17 protein-coding genes are annotated in these 16056 nt (G+C 58.6%); 8 read left to right on the top strand and 9 right to left on the bottom strand.

Going from position 1 to position 16056, the window contains the following annotated elements; all coding sequences use genetic code 11:
* Positions 1 to 48 precede the first annotated feature (48 nt).
* The 6 genes from map to dapE are packed head-to-tail and all read left to right on the top strand — an operon-like array spanning position 49 to position 7208.
* Entirely contained in the window at positions 49 to 819 is a 771-nt protein-coding gene (gene map, locus BM344_RS15595) for a type I methionyl aminopeptidase (protein ID WP_091992116.1), read from the top strand.
* Positions 820 to 3465: a [protein-PII] uridylyltransferase gene (locus BM344_RS15590; protein ID WP_091992115.1), complete on the top strand. Its 2646-nt coding sequence runs from the start codon at positions 820 to 822 to the stop codon at positions 3463 to 3465.
* Positions 3462 to 4664 (top strand): succinyldiaminopimelate transaminase, encoded by a 1203-nt coding sequence (gene dapC, locus BM344_RS15585; RefSeq protein WP_091992114.1) that lies wholly within the window; start codon positions 3462 to 3464, stop codon positions 4662 to 4664. Before BM344_RS15590 ends, dapC begins: the two co-directional genes overlap by 4 nt.
* Positions 4661 to 5002, top strand: coding sequence for an ArsC family reductase (locus tag BM344_RS15580; protein ID WP_091992113.1), 342 nt, complete (start codon positions 4661 to 4663; stop codon positions 5000 to 5002). Before dapC ends, BM344_RS15580 begins: the two co-directional genes overlap by 4 nt.
* A 54-nt stretch (positions 5003 to 5056) precedes the next feature.
* Positions 5057 to 6085, top strand: coding sequence for a 2,3,4,5-tetrahydropyridine-2,6-dicarboxylate N-succinyltransferase (dapD, locus tag BM344_RS15575; protein ID WP_091992112.1), 1029 nt, complete (start codon positions 5057 to 5059; stop codon positions 6083 to 6085).
* Positions 6072 to 7208, top strand: a complete 1137-nt coding sequence (gene dapE, locus BM344_RS15570; RefSeq protein WP_091992111.1) for a succinyl-diaminopimelate desuccinylase — start codon at positions 6072 to 6074, stop codon at positions 7206 to 7208. Before dapD ends, dapE begins: the two co-directional genes overlap by 14 nt.
* A gap of 78 nt (positions 7209 to 7286) precedes the next feature.
* Here dapE and BM344_RS15565 read toward each other — a convergent pair whose 3' ends face one another.
* Positions 7287 to 7505, bottom strand: coding sequence for a SlyX family protein (locus tag BM344_RS15565; RefSeq protein WP_091992110.1), 219 nt, complete (start codon positions 7503 to 7505; stop codon positions 7287 to 7289).
* 222 nt (positions 7506 to 7727) lie between these two features.
* Between BM344_RS15565 and BM344_RS17750 the strand changes: the two genes are divergently transcribed.
* Positions 7728 to 8255, top strand: a complete 528-nt coding sequence (locus BM344_RS17750) for a cold-shock protein (RefSeq protein WP_091992109.1) — start codon at positions 7728 to 7730, stop codon at positions 8253 to 8255.
* 47 nt (positions 8256 to 8302) lie between these two features.
* Here the strand turns inward: BM344_RS17750 and BM344_RS15555 are convergent, their stop codons facing one another.
* From BM344_RS15555 to BM344_RS15545, 3 genes are all read right to left on the bottom strand, one after another.
* Positions 8303 to 8677, bottom strand: a complete 375-nt coding sequence (locus tag BM344_RS15555) for a hypothetical protein (RefSeq protein WP_091992108.1) — start codon at positions 8675 to 8677, stop codon at positions 8303 to 8305.
* Positions 8649 to 10073, bottom strand: coding sequence for an ATP-dependent Clp protease ATP-binding subunit (locus BM344_RS15550; protein ID WP_091992107.1), 1425 nt, complete (start codon positions 10071 to 10073; stop codon positions 8649 to 8651). The genes BM344_RS15555 and BM344_RS15550 overlap by 29 nt, the downstream gene beginning before the upstream one ends.
* Positions 10074 to 10170: 97 nt before the next feature.
* Positions 10171 to 10611 carry a VOC family protein gene (locus BM344_RS15545; protein WP_091992106.1) on the bottom strand — a complete coding sequence of 147 codons (441 nt, stop codon included), beginning with the start codon at positions 10609 to 10611 and terminating at the stop codon, positions 10171 to 10173.
* A 74-nt stretch (positions 10612 to 10685) separates the two neighbouring features.
* Between BM344_RS15545 and BM344_RS15540 the strand changes: the two genes are divergently transcribed.
* Entirely contained in the window at positions 10686 to 11582 is an 897-nt protein-coding gene (locus tag BM344_RS15540; RefSeq protein ID WP_091992105.1) for a DUF1853 family protein, read from the top strand.
* 15 nt (positions 11583 to 11597) lie between these two features.
* On the opposite strand, the gene BM344_RS15535 is transcribed toward BM344_RS15540, so the two are convergent.
* The 5 genes from BM344_RS15535 to BM344_RS15515 all read right to left on the bottom strand — a co-directional run bounded on the left by BM344_RS15535 (position 11598) and on the right by BM344_RS15515 (position 15961).
* Positions 11598 to 12674 carry a hypothetical protein gene (locus tag BM344_RS15535; RefSeq protein WP_091992104.1) on the bottom strand — a complete coding sequence of 359 codons (1077 nt, stop codon included), beginning with the start codon at positions 12672 to 12674 and terminating at the stop codon, positions 11598 to 11600.
* Between the two features lie 144 nt (positions 12675 to 12818).
* The gene (locus BM344_RS15530; RefSeq protein ID WP_091992103.1) at positions 12819 to 13274 is read right to left on the bottom strand and encodes a hypothetical protein; all 456 of its coding nucleotides are present in this window, start codon (positions 13272 to 13274) and stop codon (positions 12819 to 12821) included.
* A 154-nt stretch (positions 13275 to 13428) separates the two neighbouring features.
* Positions 13429 to 14412, bottom strand: coding sequence for a hypothetical protein (locus tag BM344_RS17670; RefSeq protein WP_228143664.1), 984 nt, complete (start codon positions 14410 to 14412; stop codon positions 13429 to 13431).
* Positions 14413 to 14564: 152 nt separating this feature from the next.
* A complete protein-coding gene (locus tag BM344_RS15520) occupies positions 14565 to 14957 on the bottom strand; it encodes a hypothetical protein (RefSeq protein ID WP_139229652.1) in 393 nt (130 codons plus the stop codon).
* 20 nt (positions 14958 to 14977) lie between these two features.
* Complete coding sequence (locus BM344_RS15515) at positions 14978 to 15961, bottom strand: hypothetical protein (RefSeq protein WP_208603459.1); 984 nt, start codon at positions 15959 to 15961, stop codon at positions 14978 to 14980.
* Positions 15962 to 16056 lie beyond the last annotated feature (95 nt).

Here is a 16056-nt window from a genome sequence, read left to right as displayed (position 1 = left end):
AGCAGGCCCCTTAAAATGCCGGTTTGACACACATCGACGGGAAACCCAATGCAGGTATCGATCAAGACTCCGGAAGAAATCGAAAAGATGCGCGTTGCAGGTCGTCTGGCGGCCGACGTTCTTGAAATGATCGGCGAGCATGTGAAGCCGGGCGTTTCTACCGAAGAACTGGACCGGATCTGCCACGACTATATAGTCAACGAACAGAAAGCGATTCCGGCGCCGCTGAACTACAAAGGGTTTCCAAAATCCATCTGCACCTCGGTGAATCACGTCATCTGTCACGGCATCCCGTCCGAGAAGAAAATTCTGAAGGACGGAGACATCCTGAACATCGACGTCACCGTAATAAAGGATGGTTACCACGGCGACACCAGCAAGATGTGGATTGTCGGCAAGCCCAAGCCAGGCACCGAGCGCCTGATCCAGATCACGCAGGAGTGTCTTTACAAGGGCATCGAACTGGTGAAGCCGGGCACACGACTGGGCGATATTGGCCACGTCATTCAGCAGCACGCCGAAAAGCATCGTTATTCGGTTGTGAGGGACTACTGCGGCCATGGTATTGGCGCTGTCTTCCACGAGGAGCCCCAGGTGATGCATTACGGCAAACCCGGCACCGGCATGGAGCTGAAGGAAGGCATGACCTTCACCATCGAGCCGATGATCAACCAGGGCAAGTACCAGACCAAACTGCTACCCGACGGCTGGACAGTGGTAACCAAGGACCACAAGCTTTCAGCACAGTGGGAGCACACCATCCTTGTGACCGCAGACGGCCACGAGGTTCTGACCAAGCGAACGGAAGAATCCTTCTAAGTGGACCTGAGCGAGCTGGAATCCCGCATCAGTAACGACCCCTCTCCGGTAAAGGCGGCACGTGAGCTATTAAAGGAGAGATACAATGCGGATGCCGAGGCGTTCCGGCAGGGTGCGGATGTCCGTGCCCTTGTCCACTCCCGGGCCGACACCGTCGACACCGTGCTTCGGCTGATCTGGAACCGCTACCCCTTTGCCCAATCCTCCGACATCGCCCTGATTGCCGTCGGTGGCTATGGCCGGGGAGAACTGCACCCCCACTCGGACATTGACCTGCTGATTCTTACCCGCAACGGCATCGACGAAGCCTGGCAGGAAGACCTCGGCGCCTTCGTAACCCTGCTCTGGGATCTGCGACTGGATATCGGGCACAGTGTTCGCAGCATTAAGGAAAGCAAGGCTGCGGCCAGGGAAGACGTTACCATCCTCACCAATCTGCTGGAAACACGCACCATTGCTGGCCCGGATGAGCTGCGCAGTGAGTTAAGCGAGCAAGTCTATTCCGACAATGTCAGCACCGACCGCGACTACTTCATTGCCAAGCGGGAAGAACAGAAGGAGCGCCACGAGAAATACGGCGACACAGAGTACAACCTTGAGCCCAATGTTAAGGGTTCTCCCGGCGCCCTGCGCGACATACAGACCATTGGCTGGATCACCAAGCGCCACTTTGGCCTGCAGAACATCGCCGACCTGACCCGGTTCAGCATCCTGACCGAAGAGGAACACCAGATTCTGTTCCAGGGTGAAACCTTCCTCTGGCAGTTACGGTTTGGCCTCCAACTACTGGCGGATCGCAACGAGAACCGGCTGCTGTTTGACCACCAGCGTGCCCTGGCCCAGATGCTCGGCTACAAGGATGAAGGCAAGCGCCTGGGCGTCGAGCTGATGATGCAGTCCTATTACCGAACGGTACTGGCACTGGCCGAGCTGGCCGATGTGATCCTGCAGTACTACGACGAAGCCATCCTCGGCAGTTCGTCCGAGGACGCCATCCAGCCCATCAACAAACGGTTCCAGATCCGCAACTACTACATTGAGGCGGTGAACAACCAGGTGTTCGCCTACGCGCCCTACGCCATTATGGAAATCTTCGTGCTGATGGCCCAGCACCCGGAGATCAAGGGCATTCGCGCCACCACCATCCGCTCGCTCCGGGCTCACCGCCATCTGATTGACGACGCCTTCCGGTCGGACCTGGCCGTCACCACGCTGTTCATGGAGCTGCTGCGCACCCCGCATGCGCTAGACCAGACCCTGTCGGCCATGAAGAAATACAACGTGCTGGGCCGGTACCTGCCGGAGTTCGGCCAGATCATCGGCCAGATGCAGCACGACCTGTTCCACATCTACACCGTGGATGCCCACACCATGCGGGTGATTCGCAACATGGTCCGCCTGGGGAGCGCCGAGGCCCGCACCGAGTACCCGCTCGCCTCGCGCCTGATCCACCGGTTACCGAAACTGGAAACCCTGTACATCGCCGGCATCTACCACGACGTGGCCAAGGGCCGGGGCGGAGACCACTCGGAACTCGGCGCCATTGACGCCGAGGCCTTTTGCGCGCGGCACCACCTGAGCGAACGGGACACCCAGTTGATCTCCTGGCTCGTAGAAAACCACCTGCTGATGTCGATGACCGCCCAGCGCAAGGACATCTCCGACCCGGACATCATTCACGGCTTTGCCCGGGCGGTGCCCAGCCAGGCGCACCTGGATTACCTCTACGTGCTGACCGTCTGCGACATCAGCGCCACTAACCCCAAGCTCTGGAATACCTGGCGTGCCTCGTTGTTGCGACAGCTCTACATCGAGACCAAGCGCGCCCTGCGCCGTGGCACCGAGACGCCCATCGACCGGCAGGAGTGGGTGCGGGCGACCCAGTCCGAAGCGCGGGAAATCCTCCATGCCCAGAACATGTCGGACGAGCAGATCGACGCCATCTGGGACACCGTCGACGAGGACTACTTCCTCCAGGACTCCACCGTCGATATCGCCTGGCAGACCGCGGCAATCATCCGCCATGGCGACAACCCGGACCCATTGGTGCTGATCCGCGACACCCGGGGCGGCCCCACCGACGGCTACTCTCAGATCATCATCTATATGAAGGACCGGGTGGCCCTGTTTGCCGCCACCACCGCGGTGCTGGAGCAGTTGAACCTGAACATCGTTGATGCCCGGATCAGCTCCAGCGAAGGGCCCTACTCCATCAGCTCCTACGTGGTTCTGGACGAGAAAGGCCAGCCCCTGGGCATCGACCCGGCCCGCAAAGAGCGCGTGCGCCTGCGCCTGATCGAAGAGCTGGACGACCCGGAGGACTATCCGGACATCATCCATCGTCGCACGCCCCGGCAGTTGAAACATTTTGCCTTTCCGACGGAGGTGACCTTCTCCAACGACACCATCAACCAGCGCACGGTGATGGAAGTCATTACGCCGGACCGGCCGGGCCTGCTGGCCCGTATCGGCCAGGTGCTGCTGGAGCACCGGGTTCGCCTTACCAACGCCAAGATTGCGACCCTCGGGGAGCGAGTGGAAGACGTGTTCTTCGTAACCGACGAACACGGCGAGCCACTCAGGGACCCCGCGGTGTGCCACAACCTGCAGCAAGATCTCTGTAAAATGCTGGACGACATTCAATGAATCCGAACCTGGACAGACTTCAGCCCTACCCGTTCGAGAAACTGGCCAAGCTGAAAGCCGGCATTACCGTGCCCACGCACCTCCGGCCGATTTCCCTGGGTATTGGCGAACCGAAGCACCCGTCGCCGGAATTCGTCAAGAACGTGCTTGCCAACAACCTCGACAAGCTTGCCAACTACCCCACCACGCGAGGTACCGACGAGCTGCGCGAGGCCATCAGCGCCTGGGCAACCCGGCGGTTCAACCTCGCTCCGGGCAGCCTGAGCGCGGCCCGCCACATCGTACCGGTCAATGGTACACGGGAAGCGATTTTCTCCCTGGTACAGGCGGTGGTCGATAGCAGCAAACCGGCGAAGGTGGTCAGTCCCAACCCCTTCTACCAGGTGTACGAGGGCGCGGCTTTCCTGGCCGGGGCAGACCCGGTGTACCTGCCATGCGACGGCTCCAACGGCTTCATACCGGACTTCGATGATGTGCCGGAAAGTACATGGCGTGATTGCCAGGTGCTGTTTCTCTGCTCTCCCGGCAACCCCAGTGGCACCGTGATTCCCAGGGAAACCCTGGCAAAGGTGATTGAACTGGCCGACCGGCACGATTTCATTGTCGCATCCGACGAGTGCTATTCGGAACTCTACCCGGATGAAGGCAACCCTCCTGAGGGCCTGCTACAGACCTGTGCCGCTCTGGGCCGGGACGACTACGCGCGCTGCGTGGTCTTCCACAGCCTGTCTAAGCGCAGCAACCTGCCTGGATTGCGCAGCGGCTTTATCGCCGGCGACGCCCGGATTCTCGACGGCTACCTCAAATACCGCACCTACCATGGCTGTGCCATGCCCATTCATAACCAGTTGGCGAGCATTGCCGCCTGGAACGACGAGGACCATGTGCGGGAGAACCGCGCTGCCTATCGGGCCAAGTTCGAGGCCGTGGTGCCGATTCTTCGAGAAGTTATGGCGGTGGACTTTCCGGACGCAGGCTTTTACCTGTGGCCAGAGACGCCTCTGGACGACGAAACCTTCGCCCGTGAGCTGTCAGCGCAGCAGAACGTTCATGTACTGCCCGGCCGCTACCTCTCCCGAACGGTCAACGGCCACAACCCGGGCGAAAACCGCGTGCGGATGGCCCTGGTGGCTCCGCTGGACGAGTGCGTGGAAGCCGCGCACCGGATTGTTGAATTCGTAAAGGCAAACAAGGCATGAAGCTCTACGGCATCAAGAATTGCGACACCGTGAAAAAAGCCCGCAAGTGGCTGGATGAAAACGGCATCGGGCATGAGTTCCACGACTTCAAGAAAGACGGCCTGGATAGTGATCGGCTCTCACAATGGGAACAGGCCGTTGGCTGGGAAACCCTGCTGAACCGGCGCGGCACCACCTGGCGCAAACTTCCCGACGAGGTTCGTGATACCATTAGCGCCCAAAGCGCCCACGACATCATGCTGGAAAATCCGTCCATCATTAAACGCCCGGTCGTCGACCGTGACGGCGAGATCTCCGTCGGCTTCAATGCCGACGAATGGGCAAACTGGCGCAACTGATTCCATTATCAATTCCGAGAACAGGCAATTTCAGACAACAGGAGCAACCATCAGATGAGTTTTGCATTCGGTATCGGCATCGGCACCCAGAACAACCAGGGCGAGTGGCTGGAAGTGTTTTACCAGCAGCCGGTCATGACACCCGACAACACCCTGATGGATGTGGTCTCCAACGCCCTGGACTATCGCGGTGGCAACCAGGCCATCAGTGCGTCAGCGGAGCAGCTCAGCCATCTTTCAACCGCGCTGCGACAGGCCGGGCAAACCGACCAGGCCGCACTTGCGGAGAAAGCGGCCGGCAGCAAGCGCCCGGTGGTGGTCACCATCCTGGAAACCGACGACACCGCCTCCAGCACTCCGGAGGTCTACCTCAAGCTGCACCTGATTTCTCATCGCATGGCCAAGCCGCACGGCCTTAAGCTGGACGGCATCTTCGGGCTGCTGCCGAACCTGGCGTGGACCAACGAAGGCGCCATCGACCTGAACGAACTGTCCGAGCGACAGCTCCAGGCCAGGCTTGAAGGTCGAACCCTGGAAGTGAAGTCCGTGGACAAGTTCCCGCAGATGACCGATTACGTGGTGCCCAAAGGTGTGCGTATCGCCGATACCGCCCGGGTTCGCCTGGGCGCCTACGTAGGCGAAGGCACCACCGTGATGCACGAAGGGTTCATCAACTTCAACGCCGGCACCGAAGGCACCAGCATGATCGAAGGCCGCATCTCGGCCGGCGTTATGGTGGGCAAGGGCTCCGACCTGGGCGGTGGCTGCTCCACCATGGGCACCCTCTCCGGCGGCGGCAACATCATCATTTCCGTGGGCGAGAACTGCCTGATCGGCGCCAACGCCGGTATTGGTATTCCGCTGGGTGACCGTTGCAAGGTGGAAGCCGGCCTGTACATCACCGCCGGCACCAAGGTGGCTCTGCTCGATGACAACAACGAGCTGGTGGAAGTGATCAAGGCCCGGGACCTGGCCAACCAGCCCGACCTGCTGTTCCGCCGCAACAGCCAGACCGGCGCCGTGGAGTGCAAGACCAACAAGTCCGCCATCGAGCTGAACGAAGAGCTGCATGCAAACAACTGATTCCCCGACACTCGATCTGGCCATCGACCTGATCCGCCGGCCATCGGTCACCCCCGATGACGCCGGCTGTCAGGAGCTGATGATGTCGCGACTTGCCCCCCTCGGCTTCGCCGGCGAGCACCTGCGCTTTGGCGATACGGACAACCTTTGGGCCCGCAAGGGCTCTGACGGCCCGGTGCTGGCCTTTGCCGGCCACACCGACGTGGTTCCCACAGGCCCCGAAAAAAACTGGGCCCACCCCCCGTTTGATCCGGTGATCCGGGACGGCTATCTGTACGGTCGTGGCGCTGCAGATATGAAGGGCAGCCTCGCCGCTTTCGTCACTGCCTGCGAGCGTTTTGTGGCCGCCTACCCGAACCATCGCGGCTCCATCGCCCTGCTGATCACCAGCGACGAAGAAGGCCCGGCCCAGCATGGCACGGTAAAGGTGGTGGAAACCCTCGAAGCCAGGAACGAAAAGATCGACTGGTGCCTGATCGGCGAGCCGTCCAGCACCCGCGAAGTGGGCGATGTGATCAAGAACGGGCGTCGCGGCTCCCTTCATGGTTATCTCACCGTTCGTGGTGTTCAGGGCCACGTTGCCTACCCGCATCTGGCCGAAAACCCGGTACACTCGGTGGCGCCGGCTCTGGACGCTCTGGCCAGGGAGTTCTGGGATAACGGCAACGATTTCTTCCCGCCCACAACGTTCCAGATCACCAAGCTGGAGGCCGGTGTCGGCAGCAACATCATCCCGGGCGAGTGCCTGGTGCATTTCAATTTCCGCTACTGCACGGAAAACACGGCAGAGAGTCTCGAAGAACGGGTGGTGGCCATTCTTGATCGCCACGACCTCAAGTACGACCTGCAGTGGCATCTGAGTGGTCGCCCTTTCCTCACCGATCGCGGCGCTCTGGTGTCCGCGAGCCAGGACGCCATACGGCGGGTAACGGGCCGTGAAACCGAGCTTTCCACCTCCGGCGGCACCTCCGATGGCCGCTTTATAGCCCCCACCGGCGCACAGGTAGTGGAACTGGGCCCGATCAACGCCACCATCCACAAGGTGGATGAGTGTGTGAAGGCCGAGGATCTGGACACACTTTCTGAGATCTACGAGCAGATCCTGATCGACCTGCTGGCCTGATTTCCGGGTCAGATCACTGAAAACAAAAAGGGAAGAGTTCCATCCTCTTCCCTTTTCCGTTTCAGGGGACTGTCACCCTCAGTAATGCGGGGGTGGTGTCTCTTCCTGCTCGGACTTGATGTTTGACGGCGAGACATCCTTGAGCTGTTTATGCAGCAGGCGCTTCGCCTCCCAGAGTTCCCGGATGTCCATCTCCTGTTTCGCCACCTGTTCACTGAGGGTATTGATCAGGTCATCCTGGAACGCGAGCCGCGTTTCCAGCTCTTCCAGACGGGTCTCCAGATCGTTCTGGCTCATTGGCTTCGGGCTCTCCCCTGGGTCGCTCTCTGAAGAATGTGATCGATACCACTGACTGCGCCGTTGCTTAGTCAGCGCTCGGGATAATCTGGTATCATGCCGCTTTTGCCCGCCAGCGCTCCCTTTTCACGGGAATTGGCGGTTTTCACCGGCCGGATGTGCGATTTTACCCGATATCCGGTTTTTACCGTTAGCGTTACAAGAATGGAGAATTTTCAGTCAATGCGTAATCCATCCAAAGCGATCCTTATTGCTCTCCTGATCGCCATTCCAGCTCCCCTGGTTCTTGCCCTGCTGCTCTCTCTGACCCCGGAGCCGCTGCGCCTGATTGCCGCCGGCCAGCTTGTTGAAGCTCTGGGTAGCAACCGCGGCGTCCTGGCCTATATCATCACGCTGGTCCTCTTCGGCATTGCCGGTTTTCTCGCCGTCGCCATTGTTGCCAAACAGCCAGCACGCCAGCGTTCTGCATCGCGGCCCCAAAACCGCGCCCAGAGCCAGGCAGATGATGACGACGATGGCTACGACGACACCGGCCCTGAAGGCAATGAAGAGGGCACCGTTAAATGGTTCAACGTGAAAAAGGGCTTTGGTTTCATCGTCCGTGACAGCGGCGACGAGGTGTTCGTGCACTTCCGCGCTATCCGGGGCCGTGGCCGCCGTGTTCTGCGTCAGGGCCAACTGGTTCGTTTCAACGTTGTTGAGGCCGACAAGGGCCTGCAGGCCGATAACGTTTCCATTCTGAGTGACTGAAGCGCACCAGATCGGAATGTAAAAAGGCAGCCCTCGGGCTGCCTTTTTCAGTTCCAGACTACCTGTTGCTCTCCTCGATGGTCCAGCCGCCACCATTTTCCGTCCTCAACTGGCTCGCCCTCTTTCCAGTCCCCGGGGCTGCATCGGATTTCGGTGTCCAATGTTCGCCAGGCGCTGCGTGCGCAGTCCAGGTCGGAGCTCCAGGGCACAGTGCTCCCCTCAATCAGCAACGAGGTGAATCGCTTCCCGAACGCTTGGGGATAAAGGGTGATTCGCAGACGCCGCCCCTCGTATCGGGCCTCTCCCTTCACCACCCCGCTCAGTTCGCGATCATCCAGTTCCAGCTCCTCAACATGGCTAACCAGCCACTCGGACACGGCACCCGGTTTGAGGTCACGAATGTAAATTTCCAGATCCTGCACCCGCTGAATCTCCATCCTGCTGATGATAATGCCGGCTATAGTGAACCGGCCCGGGCCGGGCTGCAACCCATCGCTCCAGTTCCTGCCTCAGATCGTCAATGGTCAGTTCGCGGAGAGTACCTGCAGCCCTCCGTTCATGCCAGGCCACTTCCGAGGCCGCTCGATGCAGGTGCAACTCTTCGAGGGATGCCTCGATATCCACCGTTGATTCCTTTCGAGCCAGCGCCACCAGAGACTGCCGCTTGAGGGTATCGCTCTGGGCAGAGAGCGCCTGGGCCTCGGACGGACCTCTTCGGGCAAACAGGTTCAACCTGGCCGCCGCGCGCTCCAGCCAAAGCAGCATTCCGCCCGGCGTACTGACGCAACGGCTCCGACGGGAAGCGACAAAACGAATAACCGTGCGGGGAATCTGGACCTGCCATTGCCGCTCAATAGCCGGCTGGTGCGCTGTCAGTATGGCCTGACGCTGCACCACGCTGGCAATGGGCAGGTCGAAGGCATCCAGAGCACGTCCCAGACGATGTTGCAGTGCCTGCACCGCCTCATGACTGTTTGGTCCGCTCGGACCCAGCAGGAGTATTGGCCCGGCCCAGCGAGGCACAAGGGCCTTAGCCAGGCCGTCCGGACTTGCCATCAACAACAGGAGATCATCGGGTGAGGTGTTATCCAGCACCAGAACGGGCCAACGCCGGCCCTCTCCCCCGGCTTCAACACTGTTTGCCCGCGCCGGTATGACCGGCAACTCGCTGGCCATGATCTCGGTTTCACGCCGCAGATCCAGTTCCAGGTAGTCCTGCTCAAGGGCGGATAACATCGACTGGAGCCAAGCTGTCTTGCCAGCCCCGCGCTCCCCTCGGATCCAGACCAGTGAAGACGGGCTTGCCCCGAGACTGATGGCAACGTCTTCCGCCAGCTCAACCCAGGCCGTATCGGCAACCACAACGGGCGCCCTCTGGGACTCCCCCACCGGTGGGGCTGCCCTGTCGTGAGCAGAATCCGGCCAGCGGGTGACCAGTTCCAGTACCGCAACATAGGCTTTTTCCTGAAGACGTTCGCTGGCACGAACCAGGGTCTCCAGCAGATCCGCCCAACCCAGCCACGCCGCGTCCCGAGCCTCCCGGGCACAGGCGAACCAATACATTAGCTGGGAAGACAGCTGGTCCTCGCCGGCCACTTCGGTAACGATAGGCTGCTCACACTGAATGGTTCGGATGAGCTCATCCATGTCCACGCCACAGCCCCGCAAAAATCGCGTGACAGAGGGGTCGGAGTCGAGCAGGGCAAGTAGATAATCTTCAACGGTAATGACCGAACCGCCCCGGCGTTCCACGCTTTCCCGGGCGTGTAACAGGGCGGTCTGGCACAGGGGATCCAGGCATCCTTGCCAATCTTCCATCAAACGTCTCCATGTTCTCACTGCATCGTCCTGATGCGAAAGCGTTGGTGAAGCCCTGAATCATATCACTTTTTGATCATTCAGGGCCTGCACGTGGCTACCAGGTGCCGGTATTCTCCATGCTGGCCCAGGGTTCCTTCGGTGGCAGGGCCTCACCCTTCTGAAGCAGTTCAATGGAAATGTTGTCCGGTGTGCGGATGAAGGCCATATGACCATCCCGGGGCGGCCGGTTGATGGTCACGCCGTTCGCCATAAGGTGGTCGCACAGCGCGTAAATATCATCGACCCGATAGGCCAGATGCCCAAAATTACGGCCGCCGGTGTACTCTTCCGGATCCCAGTTGTAGGTCAGCTCGATCATCGGCGCGCGGTCCTCGCGGGCCCGAGCCTCGTCTTCCGGGGCCGCGAGGAACACCAGTGTAAAACGGCCTTTGTCACTGCTTTTCCGGCTGATCTCAACCATACCCAGAAGATCACAGAAAAAATGCAGCGTTTCATCCAGGTTGCTCACCCGGATCATGGTGTGAAGATATTGCATAACGCCTCCTCAAAACCGGATCGATCGCAAATTCAGAGTCTTACCTTGCCCCTAGTTTACGGTATTCTGGGCCTATGGATGAAAAAACCGGGCTATACTCCCTCTTTGATCTGCACACCCCAGCCGTACGGCACCTGGCCTGGCTTTGCCAGGCGCCGCAATTGCTCCGCTCGCCCCTGAGTTTCGAGCCATCTCGTTACCTGCCAGATGGCTACCAGGCTCTGCTCAGACACTGGGACCAGCATCCCGACACCTTGCCTCCTCTGCTTCGAGAAACGCCGCCGAAGCGTCTGGGCTTCTATTTTGAACGTCTGTACCGGGTGCTTCTGGAGGACATTCTCGGGTGGGAGATCGTCATTCAGAACCGACAGATTCAGGCCAACGGCCGCACCCTTGGCGAGCTGGACTTCGTCGTCCATAACCGACACGAGGGGCGGCTTGAGCACCATGAGATCGCCATCAAGTATTATCTGGGAGTTCCGCAAACAAATGGCCATACCCGCTGGTATGGTCCTAACGCCAAAGACCGCCTGGACCTGAAAACCAGCCGTATGATCAACACCCAGAGCCAGCGAACCCGCCTGCCCGAAGCGCAGGCACTGCTGGCTGAGGCCGGCATCTCAGGGCCGATTACACCGCGCCTGTTCATGCCCGGGTATCTGTTCTACCCGCGCCAGCCGGATTACGCGATTCCCGATTATGTGCCAGAGGATCATCTGGCCGGCCGGTGGCGCTACGTTTCCGAGCTAGCCGCCTCATCTACCCGGCATTGGGTGGTACTGAACAAACCTGACTGGATAGGGCCCTGGCAACAGGTGGACGCGCCTCCGGAAGAGGCATCGGTCCTCGCTCTGGACACCATTGAGCAGAAGCACGTACCACTGCTGTTTGCCGCGCTCGCACAAAATGAGCCAGATGGCCCATGGCGGGAAGTGGAGAAGATCTTCGTGGTGCCGGAAAGCTGGCCGTAAGCCCTCAACAACGCCTCAGATCGGCCAGGCGTCCGCCGGCCGTAGCTCCCGATACTCTTCCATCGAAATCTTGCCCAGCTTCGGGGTGAGCTTGCAGGTTCGGCTGGCCCAGGGGTAGGAAACCTGTCGCCGGTACACTTCCGACCGGCCCTCGCCTTCCTTCCAGGATTCCAGGTCCAGATCACGCCAATACCTGGGATTTCGACCGGTTTTTCGGTCATGCGCCGCCGTCACCGGATCCAGGTGCCGGAAAGGCTCCAGACGAGGGGTATCGGGCAACGGCTGGCTCACGTCCATGTAACGGTGCAGCATGTCCCACATCGCCAACACCTCGGTCTTATCCGATTCAATGGTACTGAAGCCGGTTTTATTGAACGTTTTCTGGGTGTAGCGGTGCACCAGCATCAACCGGTAAAACACCCCGCTTTCCTGAATGACCCGCTCGATGTAAGCATCGAATTCCACGAACGGCGCTTCAAAAAACCGGCCGCGACCCAGGGCGATGCGGACCTGACCGGTGAGGCGATTGAATTCGCTGCACCCGTCTTCGAGAGTCTTATCCAATTTCTTGTTGATGGCTTCTTCGAAAGGCTTGAGGAGGAACCCGAGGCCGGTGCTCATGATCCAATTGGTGGTTGAGGGTGTGACCCAGATCGCGAAGCCGTACCACGCAATTGTCAGGATAATGCCGAGCAACCCGACCACTAATCCAGGTAGTTCCCTGACAGCATCAACTTCGGCAACCATCCAAACCATCACGGCCGGGCCCGCCAACCACAAGGACAGCACCCAGACCAATGGAATAATGAGCAAAAGGACCTTGAGTCCCATCTTGCCGTTGAGGAACCGAATTCGTTGATGATCCCACCACCAGTCCTTGGATTTGAAATCAGGATCAGTCTGCTCGTGTTCCTGAAGAGCTTCTACGTCTTGAATGGCCCCAAGAAAAGGAATCACTCCGGCATACACGCCGACAGGCTGAAGCTCTTCTCCAAATCGGTCGCGCTCCGTCGGAGCGACTGGTAGAGAATCTAATGATTGCGCTTGAAATGCTGTGACAGAGTATGCCAGCGTGGGAGAGGGTTCACTCATATGCTCACCTGAAAAAAGGGGCAATTATTGGAGTGAATCGCTTTCCTGCAACAATTATTATCCCCCACTTTGATTCCGCTCGGAAATAGCGACCCTAACTCGTCTATTTTCACTTTTGGCTCCCGCCTCCTTGCTTTGTTTTGATCAATAGTGAGAGCTAGTCGAATTACTCCAGAAAAGCCTCACTTCGTCATTACTGAAAATATGAACATGCAGATAAAACTCGCCCTCACGCCTTTCGGGTATTTGGACCATTATTTTCTCAGTTTGTTTTCTTAGGCCAGCATCGTATTGAGACTGAGTCACTCCAAAGGTCCAAGCCAACTCCCCTCCTCCGGAATCAATCCGGGCACAGCAAATCGATCCGCCTTTGACGCCCCGACCTTTTCCATTGCTGGCAGCCGCCCCTCCTAACCAATTTCCCGATAAATTTACATCATGTATCGGGCGGATGGTGTGGTTATGGAACATGAAAGCGGCGTCTTTTGCAGCAAAAGCGTAGACCCATGCAATTGCACCCAAAAGAGCGAGAACAATTGCCACCTGCAACCAAATGGGTAGCGGATCCATAATTTTGTTGATTAGCCAGCGATTGATCATTGATCCTTCCGCACTGTCTCAATCCCCAACCACTTCTCAGCACAATGCGCGAACTCTCTCACAAACAACTCGCCAACGCTCCAACAACCCTTTTTGAATAGTGCGCTCTGCAGCACCTGTCGTTGAAAACGCCAACGGATGTCCTTTTGCACCGTCATGCGGTCATTGAGGATGTCCCGGCAAACTCTTCGTCAACCTGCGCAAAGACCTCTAAAACAGATCTTCGCGGATCCGCTTTTTGCAACTCCAGCACCCGCCTGCTCTGGCGTTTCAGTTCCTCGCTGGGGCGGGCACACTGGTCTTCCGGGAGCGGTTCGGACCACTGAGCCATGGCCTTGGGAAGTGCCTTTTGGCTCATGCGTTTGATCTTTTTAACCTCCCACTCCACCAGCCGGTTCGGGATGGTCCAGAAGGTGACCAGGTGATACAGGTACCAGCCGATCAGGTAGAGCATGCCCCGCTTGCCGTTCCCGTACTCGTCATGAAGACGTTTGCGGGCGTTGCGGAAAACATGAACGCCTTCCCAGGGCGGATCGTCAGGCCCCTGAAGCTCCAAGGGGTCCTGAATGTCTTTCAGCGTGTGTACCTCGTACTCCATGTAAGCGCGGATGGCCTCCCAGGTGCTGATGGCCTGAGGTTGACCATAGGTTTCAAACTCCAGAGTGTATTTCTCGCCGGTTTCCGGGTGGTAGAAACCAATGCCAAAGCCGTACTGGCGCTGTACGCCGTATTCGGTAACGCCCTGGGCTTCGGTGACCCAGGCAACCAGCTCTTCCCAGGGGACGAAGATCGGTTCGTTCTGTCCCTTTGGGACGAAGCACACTTCGCGGCGTTGGCGGTTAAAGCGGGTTGGGATTGCATTTCTTAATTTTGCATAAGCCTGCCAGCGTGGGAGATAGAGCATGAAAAAACCAAAAAGCCCTCCCCACACAGCTATCGAGAACCCATAATCAAACATCTCCCAGAAAACTTCGACTGCAGTCTCCAGTTCTCTACCATGAGCCATCGCAAGCCCCGATAAAATAATTGGAAAACCAAAAGCGCCAAGCAAGAACAAGCCAAAAGGGCCGCCAAATGTCATTTGCCAACCAAACACCGACGTCGCCTTCGCTCCAAAATCCAGGTAGCCCACATTCATTTCTCCGACTGCATGGCCATGATCCACTGGCGGCAGGCCGGTTGGCAGGGGGCTGGGTGCCAGAAAGGTTAACCTTCCGCTCGGAAAAGCCTCGGTTCGCCCGGCACGGGGCGACTGTTCCGACTGGGTACTTATTGAGTTCATCAAAAACCTTACATTGTTATAAACGGCTGACGGAGCTGCCACCAGGTAACTTCCGCTTCCGGGGGCTCCTGTATAGGTGTCAGGGGATACTGACTATCCGGTGTCACCTTCAGCAAATATACAGAGGCGGTGTAATCTCCATCCTCCTGCAGCGTCTCCAGTTTGACCATCAGGCTCAGCTCTCGAGTGCGTATGCCGTGTCGGGTTTTCTCGTGGGCAGGGGGAGTGAAGATCAGTTGCAGGTGATCCGTATCGACCGGTTGCTCCAAGCTAACCAGGATGGCACCGGTACAGGAAACCCAGGTTTCCGGTTTGAGGGAGAACATCCCCCGTCGCCCGGGCTGGACCCGCCATGCTGCGATGGACACCCGGTGGGGTGCGTCGCCTTCGAGGGGCTCCATCAGGCTGTCCGCTGGCACCGTCATGCAATCATGGAGGATTTCCGGGAAAACTCCTCATCAACCTGAGCAAAGATCTCCAAGACAGGCCGGCTCGGATCCGCTGCTTGCAGTTCCAGAACCCGCCTGCTCTGGCGTTTCAGTTCCTCGCTGGGGCGAGCCCACTGGTCTTCCGGGAGCGGTTCGGACCATTGAGCCATGGCCTTGGGCAGTGTCTTTTGGCTGATGCGCTTGATCTTTTTAACCTCCCACTCCACCAGCCGGTTCGGTATGGTCCAGAAGGTGACCAGGTGGTATAGATACCAGCCGATCAGGTAAAGCATGCCCCGCTTACCGTTCCTGTACTCGTCATGAAGACGTTTGCGGGCGTTGCGGAAAACGTGGACGCCCTCCCAGGGCGGATCGTCAGGCCCCTGAAGCTCCAAGGGGTCCTGAATTTCTTTCAGCGTGTGTACCTCGTACTCCATGTACGCTCGGATGGCCTCCCAAGTGCTGATAGCCTGAGGTTGGCCATAGGTTTCAAACTCCAGGGTGTATTTTTCTCCGGTTTCCGGGTGGTAGAAGCCAATGCCAAAGCCGTACTGGCGCTGTACGCCGTATTCGGTAACGCCCTGGGCTTCGGTGACCCAGGCAACCAGCTCTTCCCAGGGGACGAAGATGGGTTCCTTTTGGCCCTCTGGGACAAAACACACTTCGCGGCGTTGGCGGTTGAAGCGGGTAGGGATGATGGACTCAAGTTTCAGATGCCCCCGGTACCAGATGCCGAGGCCCAACAGTAGGAAGAAACCACACCCCCAAGCCGCAATCCAGAACCCATAATCAAACATCTCCCAAAATACTTCGACTGCAGTTTCCAGCTCTCTACCGTGGGCGATCGCAAGCCCGGATAAGATTAGCGGAACACCAAAAGCAATAAACAAAAAGCAAAAAAAGGGCCCGCCAAGCGTCATTTGCCATCCAAAGACTGGCGGCGTGCCCGCTCCAAAATCCAGGAACTCCTCAGTCACTTCCCCCACCGCATGACCATGATCCATGGGCGGTAGGCCAGTAGGTAGCGGTCTGGGTGCCAGAAAGGTTAATCGTCCGCTCGGAAACGGCTCGG

Origin of the sequence: Marinobacter gudaonensis (genome assembly GCF_900115175.1) — a bacterium.
Taxonomy (GTDB): Bacteria; Pseudomonadota; Gammaproteobacteria; order Pseudomonadales; family Oleiphilaceae; genus Marinobacter; species Marinobacter gudaonensis.
Note: the sequence above shows the minus strand (reverse complement) of the source record. Positions and strands in the feature narration are given on the sequence as shown.